At 72.4% G+C, this 23393-nt stretch carries 19 protein-coding genes and 1 pseudogene; 13 read left to right on the forward strand and 7 right to left on the reverse strand.

From position 1 onward, the window contains the following. Window positions 1-443: 443 nt before the first annotated feature. Window positions 444-677, forward strand: a complete 234-nt coding sequence (locus tag ACZ6ZT_RS26055) for a hypothetical protein (RefSeq protein WP_469722337.1) — start codon at window positions 444-446, stop codon at window positions 675-677. A 23-nt stretch (window positions 678-700) separates the two neighbouring features. Here the strand turns inward: ACZ6ZT_RS26055 and ACZ6ZT_RS26060 are convergent. From ACZ6ZT_RS26060 to eccE, 3 genes and pseudogenes are all read right to left on the reverse strand, one after another. Continuing rightward, a pseudogene (locus tag ACZ6ZT_RS26060) lies at window positions 701-802 on the reverse strand (hypothetical protein); the annotation flags it as partial. A gap of 419 nt (window positions 803-1221) precedes the next feature. Then, window positions 1222-1932: a hypothetical protein gene (locus tag ACZ6ZT_RS26065; RefSeq protein ID WP_469722338.1), complete on the reverse strand. Its 711-nt coding sequence runs from the start codon at window positions 1930-1932 to the stop codon at window positions 1222-1224. Further along, entirely contained in the window at window positions 1929-3203 is a 1275-nt protein-coding gene (gene eccE, locus ACZ6ZT_RS26070) for a type VII secretion protein EccE (RefSeq protein ID WP_469722339.1), read from the reverse strand. Before eccE ends, ACZ6ZT_RS26065 begins: the two co-directional genes overlap by 4 nt. A 264-nt stretch (window positions 3204-3467) precedes the next feature. Between eccE and eccB the strand changes: the two genes are divergently transcribed. The 4 genes from eccB to ACZ6ZT_RS26090 all read left to right on the forward strand — a co-directional run bounded on the left by eccB (window position 3468) and on the right by ACZ6ZT_RS26090 (window position 7201). After that, window positions 3468-5048: a type VII secretion protein EccB gene (eccB, locus tag ACZ6ZT_RS26075; RefSeq protein ID WP_469722340.1), complete on the forward strand. Its 1581-nt coding sequence runs from the start codon at window positions 3468-3470 to the stop codon at window positions 5046-5048. A gap of 11 nt (window positions 5049-5059) precedes the next feature. Continuing rightward, window positions 5060-6289 (forward strand): type VII secretion-associated serine protease mycosin, encoded by a 1230-nt coding sequence (gene mycP, locus ACZ6ZT_RS26080; RefSeq protein ID WP_469722341.1) that lies wholly within the window; start codon window positions 5060-5062, stop codon window positions 6287-6289. 212 nt (window positions 6290-6501) lie between these two features. Next, window positions 6502-6849: a WXG100 family type VII secretion target gene (locus ACZ6ZT_RS26085; protein ID WP_469722342.1), complete on the forward strand. Its 348-nt coding sequence runs from the start codon at window positions 6502-6504 to the stop codon at window positions 6847-6849. Between the two features lie 40 nt (window positions 6850-6889). Continuing rightward, window positions 6890-7201, forward strand: a complete 312-nt coding sequence (locus tag ACZ6ZT_RS26090) for a WXG100 family type VII secretion target (RefSeq protein WP_469722343.1) — start codon at window positions 6890-6892, stop codon at window positions 7199-7201. A 103-nt stretch (window positions 7202-7304) separates the two neighbouring features. On the opposite strand, the gene ACZ6ZT_RS26095 is transcribed toward ACZ6ZT_RS26090, so the two are convergent. After that, window positions 7305-7538 carry a DUF397 domain-containing protein gene (locus ACZ6ZT_RS26095; protein WP_469722344.1) on the reverse strand — a complete coding sequence of 78 codons (234 nt, stop codon included), beginning with the start codon at window positions 7536-7538 and terminating at the stop codon, window positions 7305-7307. Between the two features lie 115 nt (window positions 7539-7653). Further along, complete coding sequence (gene eccCa, locus ACZ6ZT_RS26100) at window positions 7654-11607, reverse strand: type VII secretion protein EccCa (RefSeq protein WP_469722345.1); 3954 nt, start codon at window positions 11605-11607, stop codon at window positions 7654-7656. Window positions 11608-11802: 195 nt separating this feature from the next. Between eccCa and eccD the strand changes: the two genes are divergently transcribed. From eccD to ACZ6ZT_RS26130, 6 genes are all read left to right on the forward strand, one after another. Then, a complete protein-coding gene (gene eccD / locus ACZ6ZT_RS26105; RefSeq protein ID WP_469722346.1) occupies window positions 11803-13326 on the forward strand; it encodes a type VII secretion integral membrane protein EccD in 1524 nt (507 codons plus the stop codon). A gap of 173 nt (window positions 13327-13499) precedes the next feature. Further along, window positions 13500-13787: a 30S ribosomal protein S15 gene (rpsO, locus tag ACZ6ZT_RS26110; RefSeq protein WP_008737721.1), complete on the forward strand. Its 288-nt coding sequence runs from the start codon at window positions 13500-13502 to the stop codon at window positions 13785-13787. Window positions 13788-14073: 286 nt separating this feature from the next. Further along, complete coding sequence (locus ACZ6ZT_RS26115) at window positions 14074-16296, forward strand: polyribonucleotide nucleotidyltransferase (RefSeq protein WP_469722362.1); 2223 nt, start codon at window positions 14074-14076, stop codon at window positions 16294-16296. Continuing rightward, entirely contained in the window at window positions 16293-17672 is a 1380-nt protein-coding gene (locus tag ACZ6ZT_RS26120; protein ID WP_469722347.1) for a M16 family metallopeptidase, read from the forward strand. The genes ACZ6ZT_RS26115 and ACZ6ZT_RS26120 overlap by 4 nt, the downstream gene beginning before the upstream one ends. A gap of 26 nt (window positions 17673-17698) precedes the next feature. Beyond that, entirely contained in the window at window positions 17699-18451 is a 753-nt protein-coding gene (gene dapB, locus ACZ6ZT_RS26125; RefSeq protein WP_469722348.1) for a 4-hydroxy-tetrahydrodipicolinate reductase, read from the forward strand. Window positions 18452-18467: 16 nt separating this feature from the next. Then, entirely contained in the window at window positions 18468-18935 is a 468-nt protein-coding gene (locus ACZ6ZT_RS26130; protein WP_469722350.1) for a hypothetical protein, read from the forward strand. A 37-nt stretch (window positions 18936-18972) separates the two neighbouring features. Here the strand turns inward: ACZ6ZT_RS26130 and ACZ6ZT_RS26135 are convergent, their stop codons facing one another. Together ACZ6ZT_RS26135 and ACZ6ZT_RS26140 are read right to left on the reverse strand one after the other, a co-directional pair. Next, window positions 18973-19527, reverse strand: a complete 555-nt coding sequence (locus tag ACZ6ZT_RS26135) for a PH domain-containing protein (RefSeq protein ID WP_469722351.1) — start codon at window positions 19525-19527, stop codon at window positions 18973-18975. Window positions 19528-19575: 48 nt separating this feature from the next. Continuing rightward, the gene (locus tag ACZ6ZT_RS26140) at window positions 19576-19815 is read right to left on the reverse strand and encodes a hypothetical protein (RefSeq protein WP_469722352.1); all 240 of its coding nucleotides are present in this window, start codon (window positions 19813-19815) and stop codon (window positions 19576-19578) included. Window positions 19816-20319: 504 nt separating this feature from the next. Between ACZ6ZT_RS26140 and dapA the strand changes: the two genes are divergently transcribed. Continuing rightward, complete coding sequence (gene dapA, locus ACZ6ZT_RS26145) at window positions 20320-21219, forward strand: 4-hydroxy-tetrahydrodipicolinate synthase (RefSeq protein WP_469722354.1); 900 nt, start codon at window positions 20320-20322, stop codon at window positions 21217-21219. Window positions 21220-21340: 121 nt separating this feature from the next. After that, entirely contained in the window at window positions 21341-23026 is a 1686-nt protein-coding gene (locus tag ACZ6ZT_RS26150) for a ribonuclease J (RefSeq protein WP_469722355.1), read from the forward strand. The last annotated feature ends 367 nt before the right edge of the window (window positions 23027-23393 follow it).

Raw genomic sequence — 23393 nt, forward strand, 5'->3', positions numbered from 1 at the left:
CGGGCGGGTACGACGGCGCGGGCTCACCGGACGGGGCCGGGGAGGCCGGTGGGGCGTCAGCCGGTGCCGGTCCGGAACCGGGGAAGGGCGCGGGCGTCCCACCCGCGGGCGGGTACGAGGGCGCGGGCTCACCGGACGGGGCCGGGGGCGCCGGTGGGGCGTCAGCTGGTGCCTGTCCGGAACCGGGGAAGGGCGCGGGCGTCCCACCCGCAGGCGGGTACGACGGCGCGGGCTCACCGGACGGAGCCGGGGAGGGCGACGGGACCTCAGCCGAGCCCTGCCCGGGACCGGGGAACGCCGTGGAGGTCTCACCCGCAGGCGGGTACGGCGAAGCCGCGTCACCGGACGAGCTAGGGAACGTCGGCGGGGCGTCAGCCGGTGCCTGTCCGGGACCCGGGAACGGCGCGGGCGTCTCACCCGCAGGCGGGAACGGAGACGGAGCCGTGTCCCCCGACGAGGGAAGCGGCACCGCGTCCGCCGGAGTCCGGTCCGGGGAGGGTGGCGGCGCGTCGGAGGGGGTGCGCGGGGCCGGCGGAGCGATGCGCATCGTCGGCGGGGACACCACGTCCGACGGGCGGTGGGGCTCGAAGCCGCTGCCCTCGGGCAGCCCGGGGACCCCCGCCACCGGTGCGGCCTGCGCGGGCGTGCCCTGGGTGTACCAGGCCGGCGGGGTGTAGTCGATGGTGAACTCGCCCGTCACATCGGGCTCCGCGTCGGACTGATCGTCCGTCGGGACGTCCCACGTCCCGCCGCGCCTCTCGTTCCGATCGCCGCTCACTGGTCCTCCTGGTCTGTCGAACACGGTCGGGCGCCCACCTCGACGCCGCGCCCTCGCTCAGCCTAATCGCGCCCCGCACCCCGAAAGCCCCGAGGTCGCGCCCCCGCACTCCTGCCTACAGGCCACCCGGCCCCTGAGCAACCGTCATGGCGCACGACCACCCCACCGGCGCCCGACCCGGCCACCGCGCATGGCCACCCTCACCGGCACCCGACCGCACCCGGCTCGGCGCCGCCCCGGCCACCGCGCCGCGCACGCCCGCCCCGCAGACCTGCCCGGCACCGCACCCGGCAACCCCCACCGCGGCACCCGGCCCGGGCCGGGGCACAGCACCGTCCGCACGCGGCCCACCGGGTCGGCCGACCGCAGGCACCACCCACAACCGCCACCAGCGTCACGGCACCGCGCCGCCCGAACCGCCCGACCACCCCAGCCGGACCCCCTCAGTCGATCCGCCGCGCCGCGCCCAGCAGCCCCGTCTCCGTCTCCGTGCCCTGGGTCATCACGAACTTGCGGTCCCCCCGCGTGCACCACAGGGTCACCCCGTCCCCCAGGGTCGGCAGGGACTCCACCGCCGCGCGCGGGAGGCCCATCAGGGTGCCGATCCGGTCCGCCTCGTCGGGGGAGACCCGCTGGACCCCGACCAGCGAGGAGTTCCGCAGCAGCCGCGGGGCCGTCGGGCTCAGGTACGGCAGCAGGGTCAGCACCGACTGCCACGGCCCCGCCACCACCCGCCCCCGGGGCGGCCGCATGCCGCAGTCCCGGACCACCAGCACCGGACTGCCCGCCGACGCGCCCTGCGGCGGCACCCGGCCCACGTCGTGCAGGGTCACGCACTGCTGCCCGCCCCCGGCCGCCTGCGCCAGTCCGGACCACACCTGCCCGCGCCCGGTCTCCACCACGACCCGGGCCCCGGTGGCGGCGGCCCGCAGGGCCAGCACCTGGGCCGTCCACAGGCCGCCGATCAGGGTGACCTCGTACGGCGTCGGACGGTTCACGCCGAGCACCGCCGGACGGCCCTCCGCGTCCACGCCGATGACGACCCCGTCGTCCCCGACGGGCAGCGCCAGCCCGTCCAGATCGGCGGCCGCCACCACGTGCCGCTCCCGGCGCGGGCCGACCAGTCCGAAACCGCCCCGTGACGGGCCCCTCATCGCGCTCCTCCCAACGGCAGCGAGGCCAGCAGCCCCGGCACCTGTTCCCGGTCGAGCCGGACCAGCCCCGTCCGCACGCCCCGCGCGGTGCGCTCCAGTTCCCGGCGGGCAGCGACGAGCTCCTCGTCGCTGCGCCCGGTCACCCGTACGTGCCCGGTCAGCGTGACACCCTGCCGCTCGGCCGGGGCCATCGTGAGGCTGAAGTTCGTCGCCAGCGTCGGCAGCGAGGTCAGCAGGGCCACGAACTGCGGCAGCCCGGCCCCGCCGCCGCCCAGCTGCGGCCAGCGCGATATCCAGTACGTGGTGTGGCGCCGGTCGTCGCAGCGCCAGGCCCGCGGGGTCTCCTCCGTGCGCCGGCCCGTGCTCGCCGCGCGCCCGGCCTGCGTGATGGCCATCGGGTTCGCGCACGAGGAGGTCGCCAGCACGCCCGTCAGCTCCTGCTCCGTCAGCACGGCGGCCCGGAACCCGGCCCCGGAGAGCCGGCTCGCCAGCTGGTCCGCCGCCCGGACCAGGCAGCGCTGCGCCCCCGCCAGACCGCCCCCGCGCGCGGCGACGGCCTCCGGGCACAGCTCGGGGTCGAGCTTGAGGGCGATCCAGGTGAGCCGGACCGCCGGCGCACCCGTCCGCGCCTGGAGCGGGGCGTAGTTGAGGGCCGCCATCGACCGCTCCGGCAGGTGCGGGGCCGGCGCGGGCTGGGTGTGCTGCACCAGCTGCGCCGACTCCAGCCGGATCCCGTCCACGTCGAGGACGTCCCGTACGACGGACAGCGGCAGCGGCCGCTCCGCCCGGTCGGGCCGCAGCGCGGTGGCGTCGGTGTCCACCTGGACCACGGCCGTCAGGAAGGTGCCGTCGCCGACCATCCCCACCGGACGCCGGTCCCGGTCGCTGAACGTCAGGGTCCGCAGCGCCGGATCGGCCTCGACCAGCGGCGCCAGCCCCGGCTCGGTCCCGGCGGGCACCGCGAGCGCGGCGGCCCTGCGCCGCCGGGCGCGCAGCGCGAGCGCGCCGCCGATCCACTCGGGCAGGGAGCGCTGGTGGCGGCGTACCAGGGCCAGCACCACCAGGGCCGTCGCCAGGACACCGGCGGGCACGAGCAGCATCGGCTCCACCACCCAGGCCACGAGCAGCGCGCCCGCGGCGAGTTGGAGGAGGACGAGCTGTTGCAGTCGGAACGGTCCGAAACGGCCCGGACCCGACCTCGGCTGCGGCGTCACACCGCCGCGCGCGGACGCGTCCGCGGCCGCCCGCGGCTCCGTCGCGGTGGCAGTCATCGCGCACCTCCCCCTCTCGGGGGCGGACCCGGCGGTTCCCGGCGCTGCGCGGCAGCCGCCGCCCGGCTCCGGAACCTTCCCGATCCACCCCAGCAAGCCCTGATTGACCCGGTCCGGAAGGAGTCGGAGGGAGTTGAGCGGCTGCTCCAGCCTACCCGCACCCCGCCGACCCTCCGTCAAGAGGCATAGTAGGTCCCCGGTCCGACAACGAAGGCCCGGGGAGCGGCCCCACCGACCGGGCCGGGCGGGGAGAAGCAGGCGGTCATGGCATCACGACGTGATGAGCTCAACGCGTACACCTTTGCGAAGCGGCGGACGGTGGCCGCGTTCCTCCAGCCGTCGGCCACCGGCTCCGAGGAGGGCGCCCCCCGGCCGCTGCGCGCCGTCGTCCCCTCCGTGGTGATCGGAGCGCTGGTGCTGGCCGGCTTCGGGGCCTGGGGCATGTTCAAACCGCAGGCGCCCAAGGGCTGGGCGGAGCCCGGTACCGCCGTCATCGTCGGCAAGCAGTCGACGACCCGGTACGTGGTACTGACCACCAAGATCGGCGGCAAGGACCAGACCCGGCTGCACCCGGTGCTGAACCTGGCCTCCGCGCGGCTCCTCCTCGACCCGCAGAAGTTCAAGGTGGTCCAGGTCGAGGACAAGGTGCTCGACGCGGGCACGCCCCCGCGCGGCCCGATCATCGGCATCCCGTACGCCCCGGACCGGCTGCCCGCCAAGCAGGACGCCGGCAAGGCCAAGCGCTGGGCCGTCTGCCAGCAGCCCGGCGGCAACGGCCGGGGCGTCCAGACCGCCGCGTTCGTGCTCGCCGACCGCGAGGCGGGGCTGCTCGACGACGGCCGCCGCACCACCGGCGGCCAGGTGCTGTACGTGCAGAGCACGGGCGGAGCCAAGGAGCGCTACCTCGTCGACGCGGCGGGCACCAAGTACCGCTTCCCGGAGGGCAGGCCGGACTCGGGGACCCTCACCACCGCCCTGGTCGGCACCGGCGCCACCCCGCAGCCGGTCACCGAGGAGTGGCTGGCCACCCTCAACGCGGGCGACGACCTGGCCTTCCCGCAGCTGCCCGGCACCCCGGGCGCGAACGCCGCCGTCCAGGGCCTGACCGGCGCCGACGCCAAGGTCGGCATGGTGCTGACCGCCCAGACCGGCTCCGGCACGCAGCACTACGTCGTACTGCCCGACCGGGTCGCGCCCGTCTCGGAGTTCGTGGCCTGGCTGCTGATCTCCTCGCCCGCCACCGACAGCCTCAACATGCACGGCAAGGCCCACGAGACCGACCTGCAGTCCCTGAACCCGGACGCCTCCCCGTTCAAGGACGACGTCCGCTGGCCCCGGGCGCGCGGGCAGCAGGTCAACCGGGTCGCCGACACCCCCGGCGCTCCGCAGGGCGCCGAACGCCGCGACACCGTCTGCAACGTGCTGCGCTCCGTCGACGGGCAGGGCAACCAGACCCTGAGCACCTGGGCCGGGACCGGCTTCCCCGTCGACATCGCCGCGAGCGGCACCAGCTCGTACGTCACCCCCGGTACCGGCCTGCTCTACACCCAGGTCCAGGGCCGCCAGACCACCGCCGGCGGCTCGCTGTTCCTGGTCACCGACACCGGCCTGCGCTACGCCGTCCAGGCCAACGGCGACAGCGACGCCGGCCGGTCCGGGATCGGGGCGCCGGACCCGCAGGCGCCCGGCGGGGCGGGGGACGGCCGTCCCGAGGCCAGCCAGGCGCAGATCCGGCTCGGCTACGGCGGCGTCGTCCCGGCCCTGGTGCCCATCGCCTGGTCGGAGTTCCTCTCCAAGGGGCCCCGTCTGGACACCAACTCGGCCCGTCAGCCCCAGGGTTCATGAGGAGACCTTCCGTGCCGCAGACCTCCCGCGCCGTGCTGGTGAGCACCGCGTTCGCCCTCGTCGCGGTGTGCGCCGGCCCCGCCGCGGCGGCCGCGCCCCCGGGGCACGGGTCCTCGTACGGGCTGGCGCTCGCCGGGGCGGGGGAGTGCACGTTCCCCATGAAGAAGCAGATCGCCGACCGCCCCTGGGCCCTCCAGCGGCTGATGCTCGACGCGCTGTGGGCGCGCACGAAGGGCAAGGGCGTACGGGTCGCCGTCATCGACACCGGGGTGGACCGCGCCAACCCGCAGCTCTCCGGCGCCCTCGACACCGGCGCCGGGCGGGACTTCCTCGATCCCAAGGGCGGCGACGGCACGAACGACACCGTCGGCCACGGCACCAAGGTCGCGGGACTGATCGCGGCCCGCCCCCAGGCGGGCACCGGCTTCGTGGGCCTGGCCCCGGAGGCCACCGTCATCCCGATCCGGCAGAACGACGGCCAGGGCAACGGCAACGCGGCCACCCTCGCCCAGGCCATCGACCACGCCGTGGCCAAGGGCGCCCAGGTGATCAACATCTCCCAGGACACCGACGTCCCGCTGACCGCCGACTCCGAACTCGGCAAGGCCGTCGGGCGGGCCCTGGCCGCCAAGGCCGTGGTCGTCGCCTCCGCCGGGAACGACGGCCTCAGCGGCGAGAAGCGCCGGACCTATCCGGCGGCCTTCCCGGGCGTCCTCGCCGTGGCCTCCTCCGACCGCAACAACGAACGGGCCGCGTTCTCCCAGCCCGGCGACTTCATCGGCGTCGCCGCGCCCGGCGTCGACATGGTCTCCACGGTCCCCGGCTTCGGCCAGTGCGTCGACAACGGCACCAGCTTCTCCGCGCCCTACGTCGCCGGCGTCGCCGCCCTCCTGCGCGCCGAGCACCCGCAGTGGACCCCGCAGGAGGTGGTCTGGCAGATCCAGAACACCGCCGAGCGCGCGGTCAACGGCCGCGACGACTACGTCGGCTGGGGCGTGGTGGACCCGGTCCGGGCCGTCACCCAGGACGACGAGCCGCCCCGCGCCCCCGTCCCGGACCCCGGCCCGCCCCCGGCGGCCGCCCCGCGCGCCGCCGAGATGGCACTCGCCGAGACGGCCCAGGAGCGCGAGGAGCGGATCGGCACGTACGCGCTCGGCATCGGCGGCGTGCTCATCGCGGTGATCGCCGCCACCGCGACCGTCGTCCGCGACGCCCGTTCCCGGCGCCGCCGTTTGCAGTGAACGGTCACGGTTCATCGCCGAAGCGAGCCACCGGTGTTGGGCCTGTCACCGCGACTGACTAGAGTGGCCGAAGGCTTCACGACTGTGATCGGGGGACACGTGAAGCGGAGGGGGAATTGCGGCGCGTGTGACCTTTGGTCCGCGCCGCGCTGGTCCGCTCCGCCGCGCGATCCCCCGGTACTGCCGGGGAATTGAGAAGTGAGGAGCTTCGGATGACAACCAATTTCGGACTTGCGGACGATCCGGTCGTCAAGGCGGCCAACAAGATTTCCGAGACAGCCAATGCCGTGACCACCCAGGCCCGTGAGCTGGCCGACATCCTGGCCACCGTCAGCGCGGGCTGGACCGGTGTGGGTGCGTCGGGCTTCACGAAGGCCCAGTCGGACCTCAACGTCGACCACGACGAGATCCGCCGTCTGCTGGGCGTCCTGCACCACGCCGTCTCGCAGACCAAGAACCTGACGAACGCCCAGGACGACGAGGTGCGCGCCGCGTTCAACTCGGTCAGCGCGGGCGGCGCCGGTGGCGGTAGCGGCCGTTCCGGCCTCGACGGCATCTGATCCGGGCGTCGTCCCAGCAACCAGCGCGAAGGAGAAGCACATGTCGGGCAACAACGACGGCCACACCCGGGTACGGTACGAGACCGTCCAGCAGATGGCGGACCGCATCCGCGTCGTCTCGAAGAACATCCTGAAGGACCTCGGCGAGATGGAGGCGGCCGTCAAGGTCGTCACCGACACCTGGGACGGTGAGGCGCACACCGAGTACGTCAACCTCCAGACGAAGTACCACCGCCGCGCCGACCACATGCAGCAGGAGCTGGAGAAGGTCGCCCGGATCATCGAGCAGGGCAAGGGCGACTACCGCGCCACCGACGTGAAGGCCTCGCGCCTGTTCACCGAGGCCTTCTGAGCCCTGCCGCGGCGGGCCCGGGCCCGGCGGCACACGCGGACACACGAAGGGGGCGCGCCCGCACCGGGCGCGCCCCCTTCGCGCGTACGGACGCCGGACGTCCTCAGGTGAGGTCGAACTCGCCGTCCCTGGCGCCGAGCACGAAGGCCTCCCACTCGGCGGCCGTGTACCGCAGCACCGTCTCGCGGTCCAGCGAGGACCGCATCGCCACCGCGCCCTCGGGCAGATGGGCGATCTCCACCCGCTCCTCGTCCGGGCTGGTCCCGGGCGGCCCCTGCCACTCGACGCCACTGATGTCGAGCGCGTACAGCTCGTCCTTCTCCTGCTGGGTGCCCATGTGCGGCCCTTCCCTCGGTCGTGCGGTGCTGCTCGGTCTTCGCTGCCGATTATCGGCACAACGCGCGCCCCGGGGGCCCTTTCCGCCGGAAAACCCCGGGCGCGCACGGCCGCCGCTACGGGTTCGGCATCCGGCCCAGCTGGACCAGCGAGGTGCCGCGCCGGCGCGAGACGAAGTAGCCCCGGCCCGGCGGCATCGGCCGCGGCCGGACCGTGCCGAGCAGATCGCCCTCGGACGGATCACCCGACAGCACCACGCCCTGCGCGCCCAGCTCCTTGAACCGCTGCATGAACGGCTCGTACAGCGCGCGCGAGGCACCCGCCGAACTGCGCGCCACGATGAAGCGCACCCCGGTGTCCCGGGCGAAGGGCAGGAACTCCACCAGCTGCGCCAGCGGATTGCCCTGGCTGGTGGCCACCAGGTCGTAGTCGTCGATCACGATGAACACGTCCGGGCCCGTCCACCAGCTGCGGTCCCGCAGCTGCTGCGGTGTGACGTCCGTGGGCGGCTGGCGCCGGGAGAACACCCCGCCCAGCGCCTCCATGTGCATCTGCAGGGAGCTCGCCATCGGCGCGTACTCCAGCAGGTACTCCTCCGGCAGCGCCCCGAGCAGCCCGCGCCGGTAGTCGCCCACGACCAGCTTCGCCTGGTCCGGGGTGTAGCGCTCGGAGATCTGCCGGGCGATGAGCCGCAGCAGGTTCGTCTTGCCCGACTCGCTCTCGCCGAAGATCATGAAGAACGGGTCCGTCTCGAAGTCGACGAACACCGGCTCCAGCGCCGTCTCGTCGATGCCGATCGCGATCCCGCGCTCCGGGAACTCCCCGCCCTTGGGCAGCTGGTCCGCGTGCAGCAGCCGCGGCAGCAGCCGTACGCCGGGAGCCGACGGCCCCGGCCAGCCCGCGCGCACCGCCGCCACGAAGGCCGCCGTGGCTTCCGAGAGGCTCTCCGCGTCGTGCGAGCCGTCCACGCGCGGCAGCGCGCCCAGGAAGTGCAGCTTCTCCGGCACCTGCCCTCGCCCCGGCATCCCGGTCGGCACGTTGGCCGCCACCCGCCGGTCGAACTCGGAGTCCATGACGTCGCCGAGCCGCAGCTCCAGCCGGCTGAGCATCTGGTCCTTCAGCGCCGCCCGCACCTCCATGTACCGGGCCGCGGTGACCACCACGTGGATGCCGTAGCCCAGACCGCGGGCCGCGATGTCGGTGACCACCTGCTCCAGGCCCTCGTACTCGCCGCGGAAACCGCCCCAGCCGTCGACGACCAGGAACACGTCGCCCCAGGCCTCGCCGGGCAGCTCGCCCGCCGCGCGGCGCCGCCGGTAGGTGCCGATGGAGTCGATGCCGTTCGCCCGGAAGAACTCCTCGCGGCGGGTCAGCACGCCCGCCACCTCCGCGACCGTGCGCCGCACCCGCTCCGGATCCAGCCGGGAGGCGATCCCGCCCACGTGCGGCAGGTCCGCCAGCGACGACAGACCGCCGCCGCCGAAGTCCAGGGCGTAGAACTGCACCTCGCGCGGGGTGTGCGTGAGCGCGAACGAGGAGATCAGCGTCCGCATCAGCGTCGACTTGCCCGACTGCGGACCGCCGACCACCATCATGTGTCCCGCCGCGCCCGAGAAGTCCCGGTACAGCACCTCGCGCCGCTGCTCGAAGGGCTTGTCGATCAGGCCCAGCGGAACGATCAGCCCGCCGGGCCGCGTGTAGCCCTGCGCGTGCAGCCCGCGCTCCGCGCCCGTCGCCAGCGCCGGCAGCAGCTGGTCCAGCGGCGGGGCCTGGTCCAGCGGCGGCAGCCACACCTGGTGGGCGGGTACGCCCTGCCCCTCCAGCCGGCCCACGATCACGTCGAGCACCGTGTCCGCGAGCGCGTCGTCCTCCCGGCCCGCCCGCGCCGCCAGGTGCGCCGGGTCCGGCGCCGCGTACACCACCGGCACCGGCGCCGCCGTGAACAGCACCGGCCGCCGCTCCACCGGGAACAGGCCCACCGACAGCTCCGGCCCGCCCGAACGGTAGGTCCCCGAGACGTACGCCGCCTTGAAGCGGGTCATCTCGTCCGTACCGAACTTCAGGTAGCCCGAACCGGGCACCGAGGGCAGGTGGTACGCGTCCGGCACACCGATCGCCGTACGCGACTCCGCCGCCGAGAAGGTCCGCAGACCGATCCGGTACGACAGGTACGTGTCCAGCCCGCGCAGCTTGCCCTCCTCCAGCCGCTGCGAGGCCAGCAGCAGGTGCACGCCCAGCGAACGGCCGATGCGGCCGATCTGGATGAACATGTCGATGAAGTCGGGCTTCGCCGTCAAGAGCTCGCTGAACTCGTCGATGACCAGCACCAGCGAGGCCAGCGGCTCCAGCGGGGCGCCCGCCGCGCGGGCCTTCTCGTAGTCGTGGATGTTCGCGTAGTTGCCCGCCGAACGCAGCAGCTCCTGCCGGCGCTGGAGCTCGCCGCGGATCGAGTCGCCCATCCGGTCGACCAGCGTCAGGTCGTCCGCCAGGTTGGTGATCACCGCCGCGACGTGCGGCATCTGACCCATGCCGGTGAAGGTCGCGCCGCCCTTGAAGTCGGCGAGCACGAAGTTCAGCGTCTCCGAGGTGTGCGTGACCGCCAGCCCCAGCACCAGCGTGCGCAGCAGCTCCGACTTGCCCGAGCCCGTCGCGCCCACGCACAGCCCGTGCGGGCCCATGCCCTCCTGCGCGGCCTCCTTCAGGTCCAGCATCACCGGCGAGCCGTCCTCGCCCACGCCGATCGGCACGCGCAGCCGCTCACCGGCCGAACGCGGCCGCCAGGTGCGCGACACGTCGACGGCCGCCGCGTCGCCCAGGTTCAGCAGGTCGGTGAAGTCCAGGTTCGCCAGCAGCGGTTCGTCATCGTCGCCGCCGCCCGTGCGCAGCGGCGCCAGCTGCCTGGCCAGCGCCTCCGCCGCCGGCAGCGACAGGGTGTCCGGTACGCCCTCGTACGCGACGCCCGCACCCGACTCCAGGCGCAGCCGGCCCGGCCGGACCACGACCGACAGCCCCCCGCGCGGATCGTCCAGCTCGCCCGCGACCACCTCGACCACCGTCACGCCCTGCAGGCCCTCGGCCGCCGCGAACACGGAGTCCGGCGGCACCATCCCGCCGTCCAGCACCAGCACCAGGTGCGGCTGGTCCAGCACCGGGGACACGTCCCGGCTGAACCGCGGCCGCCCCTCCAGCCGGGGGCCCAGCAGCCCCTCCAGCTCGGCCAGGTCGTCACCGAACAGCCGCTTCGTACCGGCCCCGTCGACCTGACCGGGCACCTGCGCGTGCGGCAGCCACTTCACCCAGTCCCACGACGCCGCCGCGCCCGGCGCGGCCACCACCGCCACCACCAGGTCCTCCGGGGAGTGCAGCGTCGTCAGCTGCGCCACCAGCGCCCGCGCCGTACCGCGCGCCGACTCCGGCTCGCCGGACACCGTCACGTGGTAGAACGCCCGCACCGACATGGCCACCGGCAGCCCGTCCAGCGAGGAGTGCACCTTCAGGAAGCGCTGCATCGCGCCCGCCGTCAGCGGCTCCAGCTCGTCCACCGGCGCCGTCTCCGGCACCACCAGCGGCGTCGCGAGGCGCTGCGCGCCCAGCCCCAGCCGGGCCTGCCCGAAGTCCGCGTCGCCGACCCGCCGTTCCCACAGCCGCGAGCCCTCCGCCACCACCGACCACAGCTGTTCGGGGGCCGGGTGCAGGTACAGCTGCGCGTCGCGCTGCGCCCGAGCGGTCCGGCGCACCTGACGGCGCGTCTGCGCCAGGTACTTGAGGTAGTCCCGGCGGACGTCCGCCATTTGCCCCTGCGTACCGCGCCGGAAGCGCACCAGCTGGGCGATCACCATGCCCACCGTCGACACCAGCATCAGCACGCCCATGATGCGCATGAACGGCGCGGCGCCCGGCATGAAGAAGAAGACGACGGAGGATCCCATGCCGAGCATCGGCAGGAGCTGCATCAGCATGCCCTCCTGCTGGCCCCGCGGAAGTTCCGGCGGAGCCTCCAGCCTCAGCTCGTCCGAAGGCACTTCGGGCGGCAGGGACCGGGGCGGGCGTTTGACGACGATCTGGCTCACCGGAGCATCAATCCCTCGAAAACGGACGGGACATCGCAACCGGCGCCCCCAAATCCCGGGCCCGGAGGGGGTCTCCTCCGCGCCCGGTGATCCTACTTGCCGACAGTCGCACTCCCGCCGGGTAGGGTGGCGCGCGCAGTATGCGCATCCGCGAATCGGCCGCCGCCACCGGCGCCAACCAGGGGGGTCACACAGGTGAGTACGGCCGAGGCGACGGGTTTCTGCAGGGTGACCGTCGTGGCTCCCGACAGCCGCATCGACGTCGCCCTCCCCGAGGACATCGCCGTCGCCGACGTGTACCCCGAGCTGCTGCGCCTCACCGGCCAGACCCAGCCCGTCGGCGCCCCCACCGGCTTCCACCTCGTACGCCGCTCCGGCGCCGTCCTCGACGGCGCGCGCACCCTCGCCGCCCAGCAGGTCCTCGACGGCGAGGTGCTGAGCCTGCGCCCCTTCGCCGAGTCCCTGCCGCCCGCCGTCTTCGACGACGTCTCCGACGCCGTCGCCGCGGCCGTCGTACGCGACCGGCACCGCTGGAGCGACGACATGCTGCGCGGGGCCGGCCTGGCCGGAGCCGCGCTGCTGCTCGTCCTGCTCGGCTTCGTCCTCTGGTACGCCGACCCCGTCCGGCACGACATGCACGGCCTGCCCGGGATCATCGCCGGGGCCGTCGGCCTCCTGCTCACCGCTGCCGCCGGAGTGCGCGCCCGGGTCTACCGCGACCGCGGTTCCGCCGTCGCCCTCGGCCTGGGCGCCCTGCCGCACCTGCTGATCGCCGGCTCCGGCATCGTCGCCGCCGGCGCGGGCCAGGGGCCGGGCCGGCTGCAGTTCCTGCTCGGCTGCGTCTGCGCGCTGGTCGCCTCCGTCGCCCTGGTCGCGCTCACCCCGCACGGCGACGCCCCCTTCGTCGCGGCCACCTTCCTCGCCGCCACCGGCACCTTCGCCACCTTCGCCGTCATCGCCGCCGACGGGTCGGCCACCGCGGCCGCCGCCGTCTGCGCCCCCGTCGCCATCGGGCTCGTCGCCTTCCTGCCCGGCCTCTCGGCCCGCTTCGCCCGGCTGCCCATCGGGTACGCGGCCCCGCGCAGCGCCGTCGACGCGTACGAGGCCCCGGAGCGCGAGGCCGCCCCGCGCCGGGACGCCGAGGGCCCCGACGGCACCACCGGCGGCGAGGCCGGCCACGACCCGGCCGCCCCGCTCGACGCCGAGCAGATCGCCGCCCAGGCCCGCCGCGGCCACGAGATGCTCCTCGGCCTGGTCGGGGGCTGCGCCGCCGTGGTCGTGGGCGCCGCCGCCGTCCTCGGCTTCTCCGACAACACCTGGGGCCGGCTGCTGGCCCTGGCCGCCGGACTGGCGATGCTGCTGCGGGCCCGCCTCTTCCGCTACACCTCGCAGGTGGCCTGCGCGCTCGCCGCCGGCCTGGCTGCCGTCGCCCTGCTGATCCTGGGCCTCGCCCTCCACCCGCCGGCCGATCTGATGTTCGAGCTGGTGCGCTACCACGACCGCGGCGGCCTGGACCTCCGTACGATCTGGCTCTCCGCCGCCGTCGCCGCCGGCGCGGCCCTCCTCGCCGCAATAGCGCTTGTCATCCCCCGCAAGGGTCTGTCACCCTTCTGGGGACGCCTGCTCGACCTCACCGAGGCCGCGGTCCTGCTCAGTCTGGTCCCGCTGGCCCTGGCCGTGCTCGACGTCTACGCCCGCGCCCGCTCGCTCACCAGCTGAGACGCCGCGACCCGCCGGGCTGGTACGCTGTGTGACGGCCGTTTGTGTACGCGCCCCCGGAGATCCTCTGGAGGCTGCGCTCAGCGGACCCCGCCTCCCGAGTAACGGAAGCTCCCCAGAGAATTCGACCTGGGGCACTCGGTGGCAACGAAGACCTATTACGAGGAGTACGCGTGCCGCTCGACGCCGCAACGAAGAAGCAGCTCATCGCAGAGTTTGGTGCCAAGGAGGGCGACACCGGCTCCCCCGAGGTCCAGGTCGCGATGCTGTCCCGCCGCATCTCGGACCTGACCGAGCACCTCAAGACCCACAAGCACGACCACCACTCCCGTCGTGGTCTGCTGATCCTGGTCGGCCAGCGTCGCCGCCTGCTGCAGTACCTGGCCAAGAAGGACATCCAGCGCTTCCGTACGCTGGTCGAGCGCCTCGGCATCCGTCGCGGTGCGGCCGGCGCCAAGTAAAGACGCTGTGAAGGGAGCGGTTCCCACATCGATGGGGCCGCTCCCTTTGCCGTACGTGCGCGAGGTACCGGACGCTTTGTAGTCTGGAACACAGCGCACGACAGAAGAGGAGGAGCGCCCTCCCTACGCCGCCGGTCCTCGGTAGTGGCATCCGGAAAGCCCCGCGACGGGGCTCAGAACCGGGTGCTTCGATCGAAGACCGGCCCGCACGCCAGGAGCGCTTCTCCGCAACCGTCCGCCACCACACGGGTGACGGACGGAGACGACGAAAATGGAGATATCGCTAGTGGAGAACGAGACCCACTACGCCGAGGCCGTCATTGACAACGGTTCCTTCGGCACCCGCACCATCCGCTTCGAGACGGGCCGTCTGGCCCGCCAGGCCGCCGGCTCCGCCGTTGCCTACCTGGACGACGACACGATGGTGCTGTCCGCGACCACCGCGTCGAAGAAGCCCAAGGACCAGCTCGACTTCTTCCCCCTCACGGTGGACGTCGAGGAGCGCCAGTACGCGGCCGGCAAGATCCCCGGCTCCTTCTTCCGCCGCGAAGGCCGCCCCTCCGAGGACGCGATCCTCACCTGCCGCCTGATCGACCGCCCGCTGCGCCCGTCCTTCAAGAAGGGCCTGCGCAACGAGATCCAGGTCGTCGCCACGATCATGGCGCTCAACCCCGACCACCTGTACGACGTCGTCGCGATCAACGCCGCGTCCGCGTCCACCCAGCTGGCCGGCCTGCCCTTCTCCGGCCCGATCGGCGGCGTCCGCGTCGCGCTGATCCGCGGCCAGTGGGTGGCGTTCCCGACGCACACCGAGCTTGAGGACGCCGTCTTCGACATGGTCGTCGCCGGTCGCGCCCTCGAAGACGGCGACGTCGCGATCATGATGGTCGAGGCCGAGGCCACCGAGAAGACCATCGCCCTCGTCAAGGGCGGCGCCGAGGCGCCGACCGAGGAGATCGTCGCCTCCGGCCTGGAGGCCGCGAAGCCGTTCATCAAGGTCCTCTGCAAGGCCCAGGCCGACCTGGCCGCCAAGGCCGCGAAGCCCGAGGGTGACTTCCCGGTCTTCCTGGACTACCAGGACGACGTGTACGAGGCCCTCGCGGCCGCCGTCAAGGGCGACCTCACCCAGGCGCTGACCATCGCGGGCAAGCAGGACCGCGAGGCCGAGCTGGACCGCGTCAAGGAGATCGCCGCCGAGAAGCTCCTCCCGGCCTTCGAGGGCCGCGAGAAGGAGATCTCCGCCGCCTACCGCAGCCTGACCAAGGCCCTGGTGCGCGAGCGCGTCATCAAGGACAAGGTCCGCATCGACGGCCGCGGGCTCACGGACATCCGTACCCTCGCCGCCGAGGTCGAGGCCATCCCGCGCGTGCACGGCTCGGCGCTGTTCGAGCGTGGCGAGACCCAGATCCTGGGCGTCACCACCCTCAACATGCTCCGCATGGAGCAGCAGCTGGACACCCTCTCCCCGGTGACCCGCAAGCGCTACATGCACAACTACAACTTCCCGCCGTACTCCGTCGGCGAGACCGGCCGCGTGGGTTCGCCCAAGCGCCGCGAGATCGGCCACGGCGCGCTCGCCGAGCGCGCGATCGTGCCGGTCCTGCCGACCCGCGAGGAGTTCCCCTACGCGATCCGCCAGGTGTCCGAGGCCCTCGGCTCCAACGGTTCGACGTCCATGGGCTCGGTCTGCGCCTCCACCATGTCGCTGCTGAACGCCGGTGTGCCCCTCAAGGCCCCCGTCGCCGGTATCGCCATGGGCCTGATCTCCCAGGAGATCGACGGCAAGACCCACTACGTCGCCCTCACCGACATCCTCGGTGCGGAGGACGCCTTCGGCGACATGGACTTCAAGGTCGCCGGCACCAAGGAGTTCGTCACCGCGCTCCAGCTCGACACCAAGCTCGACGGCATCCCGGCCTCCGTGCTGGCCGCGGCCCTGACCCAGGCCCGCGACGCCCGCCTCCACATCCTCGACGTGATGATGGAAGCGATCGACACGCCGGACGAGATGTCCCCGAACGCCCCGCGGATCATCACCGTCAAGATCCCGGTGGACAAGATCGGTGAGGTCATCGGCCCCAAGGGCAAGATGATCAACCAGATCCAGGAGGACACCGGCGCCGAGATCACGATCGAGGACGACGGCACCATCTACATCGGTGCCTCCGACGGCCCGGCCGCCGAGGCCGCCCGCGCCACGATCAACGCGATCGCCAACCCGACCATGCCGGAGGTCGGCGAGCGGTACCTGGGTACGGTCGTCAAGACCACCACCTTCGGTGCCTTCGTCTCCCTGATGCCCGGCAAGGACGGCCTGCTGCACATCTCGCAGATCCGCAAGCTCGCCGGTGGCAAGCGCGTGGAGAACGTCGAGGACGTCGTCGCGGTGGGCGCCAAGGTCCAGGTCGAGATCGCCGAGATCGACCAGCGCGGCAAGCTCTCCCTGATCCCCGTGATCGATGGCGAGACCGCCGACGCCGACGCCGACAAGGACGACTCCGACAAGTGATGTCGCGTAGTTCCCGTGTGACGGCCCGCCCCTCTTCCGAGGGGCGGGCCGTCGCCCGTACCCAAACCCTGCTCAAGGGGCAGGACGGCATCGGCACCGTCCGGCGCACCGTCCTGCCCGGCGGCCTGCGCGTCGTCACCGAGACGCTGCCCTCCGTCCGCTCCGCCACCTTCGGCATCTGGGCGAACGTGGGCTCCCGTGACGAGACGCCCGCGCTCAACGGAGCCACCCACTACCTGGAGCACCTCCTCTTCAAGGGCACCGCCCAGCGCAGCGCCCTCGACATCTCCTCCGCGATCGACGCGGTCGGCGGCGAGATGAACGCCTTCACGGCGAAGGAGTACACCTGCTACTACGCCCGGGTGCTCGACACCGACCTGCCGCTGGCCATCGACGTGGTCTGCGACATGCTCACCGGCTCGCTGATCCGCGAGGAGGACGTGGACGCCGAGCGCGGCGTCATCCTCGAAGAGATCGCGATGACCGAGGACGACCCGGGCGACATGGTCCACGACCTGTTCGCGCAGACCATGTACGGGGACTCGCCGCTCGGCCGCCCCGTCCTCGGCACCGTCGACACGATCAACGCCCTCGGCGCCGACCGGATCCGCCGCTTCTGGAAGAAGCACTACGACCCGACCCGACTGGTCGTGGCCGCCGCGGGCAACGTCGACCACGCCAAGGTCGTACGCCAGGTCCGCGCGGCCTTCGAGAAGGCCGGCGCGCTGAAGCTCACCGACGCCGAACCCGTCGGCCCGCGCACCGGCAGCAAGCGGATCCGCACCGCCGGCCGCGTCGACCTCGTGGGCCGCAAGACCGAGCAGGCCCACGTCGTCCTCGGCATGCCGGGCCTGGCCCGCACCGACGACCGCCGCTGGGCCCTCGGCGTGCTCAACACCGCCCTCGGCGGCGGCATGTCCTCCCGGCTCTTCCAGGAGGTCCGCGAGAAGCGCGGCCTGGCCTACAGCGTGTACTCGTACACCTCGGGCTTCGCCGACACCGGCCTCTTCGGCGTGTACGCGGGCTGCCGTCCCAGCCAGGTCCACGACGTGCTGCGGATCTGCCGCGACGAGCTCGACAAGGTCGCCACCGAAGGACTCACCGACGAGGAGATCCGGCGCGCCATCGGGCAGCTCTCCGGCTCCACCGTCCTCGGCCTGGAGGACACCGGCGCGATCATGAACCGCATCGGCAAGAGCGAGCTGTGCTGGGGCGACCAGATGTCGGTCGACGACATGCTGGCCCGCATCGGCGAGGTGACCCCGGACGAGGTCCGTGCCGTCGCCCACGATGTACTGGCCCAGCGGCCCTCGCTCGCGGTGATCGGCCCGCTGAAGGAGAAGCAGGCCGCCCGCCTCGACGAAGCGGTCGCCTAGTTCCGAACGGACACGAAGGAAGCAACATGAGCAAGCTGCGCGTGGCAGTTCTCGGCGCCCAGGGCCGCATCGGCTCCGAAGCCGTCAAGGCGGTCGAGGCCGCCGAGGACATGGAGCTGGTGGCCGCCCTCGGCCGGGGCGACAAGCTGGAGACGCTGGCCGAGGCCGGCGCCCAGGTCGCGGTCGAGCTGACCACCCCCGGCTCGGTGATGGGGAACCTCGACTTCCTCGTCCGCCACGGCATCCACGCCGTGGTCGGCACCACCGGCTGGACCGAGGACCGCCTCGCCCAGCTGCGCACCTGGCTGGCCGGCTCCCCGGAGACCGGGGTGCTCATCGCCCCGAACTTCTCCATCGGCGCCGTCCTCACCATGAAGTTCGCCGCCCAGGCCGCCCGCTACTTCGAGTCCGTCGAGGTCGTCGAGCTGCACCACCCGAAGAAGGTCGACGCGCCCTCCGGCACGGCGACCCGCACGGCCCAGCTCATCGCGGCCGCCCGCGCCGAGGCCGGCCTCGGCGCGCAGCCCGACGCCACCGCCACGGCGCTGGACGGCGCCCGCGGCGCGGACGTCGACGGCGTCCCGGTCCACGCGGTCCGCCTGCGCGGCCTGCTGGCCCACCAGGAGGTGCTGCTCGGCGCCGAGGGCGAGACCCTGACCCTCCGTCACGACTCCCTGCACCACAGCAGCTTCATGCCGGGCATCCTGCTCGGCGTGCGCCGCGTGACGCAGACCCCGGGCCTCACCTTCGGCCTGGAAAACTTCCTCGACCTCGGCTGATGAGGCGGTAGCACCCATGCGCGCGAAGATCACGTACTTCCTCACGGCCGCCGTCCTGGTCGTCTACTTCGTCCTGGTCGGCAGCCGGGGCGTGATGCTGCTCCAGCAGGGCACCTTGCTCACCGTCACCTTCGGCGCGGCCGTCCTGATCCTGCCGGTCATCGGCATCTGGTTCCTCTGGATGAACACCCGCTTCGTCACCCGGGCCAACCAGCTCGCGGCCGAGCTGGAGGCCGAGGGCGCACTGCCCGTGGACGAGCTGGAACGCGACCAGTACGGCCGGATCCTGCGGGACTCCGCCGACGAGGTCTTCGCGCGCCGCAAGGCCGAGACGGAGGATGCGCCGGGGGACTGGCGCAGCTGGTTCCGCCTCGCCGTCGCCTACCACGACGCCCGCGACACCCCCCGGGCCCGCAAGGCCATGCAGCGGGCGATCGCCCTGCACGCGAGCCCCCGGGTACCCGAAGGGCCCGTACAGGTCTGATCCCCGTACGGGCCCTCGTGGCCGGTTCCCGCCCAGGTCACGCGGGCACGGCCCGGTACTCCTCGGCCCACGCCTCGACCTCGCCGGCGGCGCGCTCGAAGGCCTCGCCACGGGCCAGGAAGTCGGCGCTGTGGTCGGTCAGCAGCACCGGCAGCCCGGCGCCGCCGCGCCCGGCCACCGTCAGGGCCTGGCCCTGAACGGTCCTCGGCAGCCCCAGCCAGCGCACCGGCTGCTGGACCGTCCGGACCCCCTCGATCTCGCTCCAGGCGATCGAGCGGGTGGTGAAGAAGCCGACCCGGCGCAGCCCCGAAGGGCTCACCCAGACGCCGGTGCGCAGCAGGCGCAGCGCCGAGCCGGCCACGGCGAGCGAGGCGAACGCCGCGCCGGCCGCGCCGCCCGTGGTGCCCGCGAAGGCGATGATCACTGTCGCGAGCAGCATGAAGGCGGCGACCAGCAGCAGCACCGCCGCACCGGCCACCCGCCAGGGGCCGGGCCGGTACGGACGCCGCCAGCGTTCGGGATCCCCGTGCGGGAGGGCTTCGTCCTCGTGAGCGTCGAAGACGCCGTCGGCCGTCAGAAAGGGCAGGGGCACGGCTGTACCTCACTCACATGCACGTTCGATGGGGCTGTGCCCGTGAGGCTATCGCCCCTGGGAGGCCTCCGACTGCTGCCCCTTCTCGGTGGCCTTGTACGGCTGCAGCGCGGGCATCCCGAAGAGCAGCGAGCCGACGAGCCCCGCCACCACGGTCAGTCCGACCAGACTACGGGCGGCGATCTGGGACGCGCTCAGGCTCTCGCGCGGCGGGGGAGTGACGTTGCTGCGGAATCGGTCGGCCTCGGCGACGAAGGCGAACGGGACGGGTTCGCGCCGGCGGAACATGGGAGCGACTCTCCTGACGGTCAGGCCCCTGGGGGCGGCGTGGATGATATGGAACGCATTCGTTCAGTAGGACGAGCGGGCGGTCCAATCGGTGCCGGAATGCGGGACATTAACCAAATTCAATGGCGTTCCGTCAGCTGAACGGGTGACCCCCGGCGCGTCCGCGACGCACACCCGGCCGGTCCGGCTGCCCCGCTCCCCGCGCCGCGGAGGAAGGCCGAGGGGAGCGGGAAGCGGGGGGCGGGCCAACCCCGCGCCACCGGCTTCCGCGCCCCTCCGCGGCCACGGTCGCGTTGCCCCGTAAGGCCCGGTGCACGCACGGCGTACACATGTGCGGAGACAAGTCCCAAGTGTCCGTATTGCGGCGTTTCGTAAAGTTCATCTAGGCTGATCAAACGGACCCGGCACTGCTTGAACCCCCGAGCAGGCAGTGCCGGGCTCCAACACCGTGTTGACGTCCCCCGAGGGGACACCGCGAGCGTGGCAGCGAGTAGCGTGTTACCCATGGCTCCGATCTCGACTCCGCAGACCCCCTTCGGGCGGGTCCTCACCGCCATGATCACGCCGTTCACGGCTGATGGCGCACTCGACCTCGACGGCGCGCAGCGGCTCGCCGTCCACCTGGTGGACGCAGGCAACGACGGCCTGATCATCAACGGCACCACCGGTGAGTCACCCACGACCACCGACGCGGAGAAAAACGACCTCGTACGAGCCGTACTCGAAGCGGTCGGCGACCGCGCCCACGTCGTGGCCGGCATCGGCACCAACGACACCCGGCACACCCTGGAGCTGGTGCGCCAGGCCGAGCGGACCGGCGCCCACGGCCTGCTCGCGGTCACCCCGTACTACAGCAAGCCGTCGCAGGAGGGCCTCTACCAGCACTTCACGGCCATCGCGAATGCCACCGGGCTGCCCGTCATGCTCTACGACATCCCCGGCCGCAGCGGAGTCCCGATCAACACCGAGACCCTGGTCAGGCTGGCCGAGCACCCCCGTATCGTGGCCAACAAGGACGCCAAGGGCGACCTCGGCCGTGCCAGCTGGGCCATCGCGCAGAGCGGCCTGGCCTGGTACTCCGGCGACGACATGCTGAACCTGCCGCTCCTGTCGGTCGGCGCGGTCGGCTTCGTCTCCGTGGTCGGCCACCTGGTCACCCCGGAGCTGCGCGCGATGCTCGACTCCCACCTGGGCGGCGACGTGCAGAAGGCCACCGAGATCCACCAGAAGCTGCTGCCCGTCTTCACCGGCATGTTCCGTACCCAGGGTGTGATGACCACCAAGGGCGCGCTGAACCTGCAGGGCCTGCCCGCGGGCCCGCTGCGCCTCCCGCTCGTCGGCCTCAGCGACGAAGAGACGGCGCAGCTCAAGATCGATCTTGCCGCGGGCGGGGTACAGCTCTGACAACAGACTTCACAACTGAATAAGCAAGAACGAAACAGACAAAACAGCAAGTGCACGAATGACATGCGCGTGCGCCGCGTGCCTCAAGGGGTACGTGGCGCGCGTGGTGAAGGAGAGACTTTTGAGCCATCCGCACCCTGAACTGGGCCCGCCGCCGAAGCTCCCGAAGGGCGGCCTCCGGGTCACCCCGCTGGGCGGTCTCGGTGAGATCGGCCGGAACATGACCGTTTTCGAGTTCGACGGTCGCCTGCTGATCGTCGACTGCGGCGTCCTCTTCCCCGAGGAGGAGCAGCCGGGCATCGACCTGATCCTGCCGGACTTCACGTCCATCCGGGATCGCCTGGACGACATCGAGGGCATCGTCCTCACCCACGGTCACGAGGACCACATCGGCGCCGTCCCGTACCTCCTCCGGGAGAAGCCGGACATCCCGCTGATCGGCTCCAAGCTGACCCTGGCCCTCATCGAGGCCAAGCTCCAGGAGCACCGCATCCGCCCCTACACCCTTGAGGTGAAGGAGGGCGAGCGCGAGAACCTGGGCCCCTTCGACTGCGAGTTCATCGCCGTCAACCACTCCATCCCGGACGCACTGGCGGTCGCCATCCGCACCGGCGCCGGCATGGTCGTGTGCACCGGTGACTTCAAGATGGACCAGCTCCCGCTGGACAACCGCCTCACCGACCTGCACGCGTTCGCACGTCTGAGCGAAGAGGGCATCGACCTCCTGCTCTCGGACTCCACGAACGCCGAGGTCCCGGGCTTCGTCCCGCCGGAGCGCGACATCTCGAACGCGATCCGCGGCGTCTTCGCGAGCGCGCAGAAGCGGATCATCGTGGCGTCGTTCGCGAGCCACGTGCACCGCATCCAGCAGATCCTGGACGCCGCCCACGAGTACGGCCGCCGCGTCGCCTTCGTCGGGCGTTCCATGGTCCGCAACATGGGCATCGCCCGCGACCTGGGCTACCTCCGGGTCCCGGCCGGCCTCGTCGTCGACGTCAAGACCCTCGACGACCTGCCGGACGACGAGGTCGTGCTGGTCTGTACGGGCTCCCAGGGCGAGCCGATGGCCGCCCTGTCCCGCATGGCCAACCGCGACCACCAGATCCGGATCGTCCCCGGCGACACCGTGATCCTGGCGTCGTCCCTGATCCCGGGCAACGAGAACGCGGTCTACCGCGTGATCAACGGCCTGACGCGCTGGGGCGCCAACGTCGTGCACAAGGGCAACGCCAAGGTGCACGTCTCCGGCCACGCCTCCGCGGGCGAGCTGCTGTACTTCTACAACATCTGCAAGCCGCGGAACCTGATGCCGGTCCACGGCGAATGGCGCCACCTGCGCGCCAACGCCGAGCTCGGTGCCATGACGGGCGTCCCGAAGGACCGCATCGTCATCGCCGAGGACGGCGTGGTCGTCGACCTGATCGACGGCAAGGCCCGGATCTCCGGCAAGGTCCAGGCCGGCTACGTGTACGTGGACGGCCTCTCGGTCGGCGACGTCACCGAGGCCTCCCTCAAGGACCGCCGCATCCTCGGCGACGAGGGCATCATCTCGGTGTTCGTGGTGGTCGACAGCACCACGGGCAAGGTCGTCAGCGGCCCGAACATCCAGGCCCGCGGCTCCGGCATCGAGGACTCCGCCTTCACGGCGATCCTGCCGAAGATCGAGGAAGCCATCGCCCGCGCCGGCGCGGACGGTGTCGCCGAACCGCACCAGATCCAGCAGCTCATCCGCCGCACGATGGGCAAGTGGGTCTCGGACGGCTACCGCCGCCGCCCGATGATCCTCCCGGTCGTCGTCGAGGTCTGACCTCGCCGACCTCGCCGTTCGCGGTGACCACACGGGAGCGGGGCCCCCGGATTTGCATCCGGGGGCCCCGCTCCAGTACGTTTACGTCTCCACCTCGCACGGACCCGAGCACACACGTGCGCCCGGATCCGAGCGCGAGCGGGTGGGATTACCAGACCGGGGAAACCTGATAAAGTCTGATCCGCCCGAAAGGGAAAGGCCCTCCGAAGGCCATTGGAATTCCAATCCAGTCGGAAACGACAGGGAAAAGAAGTCTGATAGAGTCGGAACCGCCGGAAAGGGGAAACGCGAAAGCGAAGAACCTGGAAAGCGAGCGCGAAAGACTCTGATAGAGTCGGAAACGCAAGAACAGAACGAAAGCCCGGAG

This window comes from Streptomyces sp. NPDC102258, assembly GCF_055584685.1.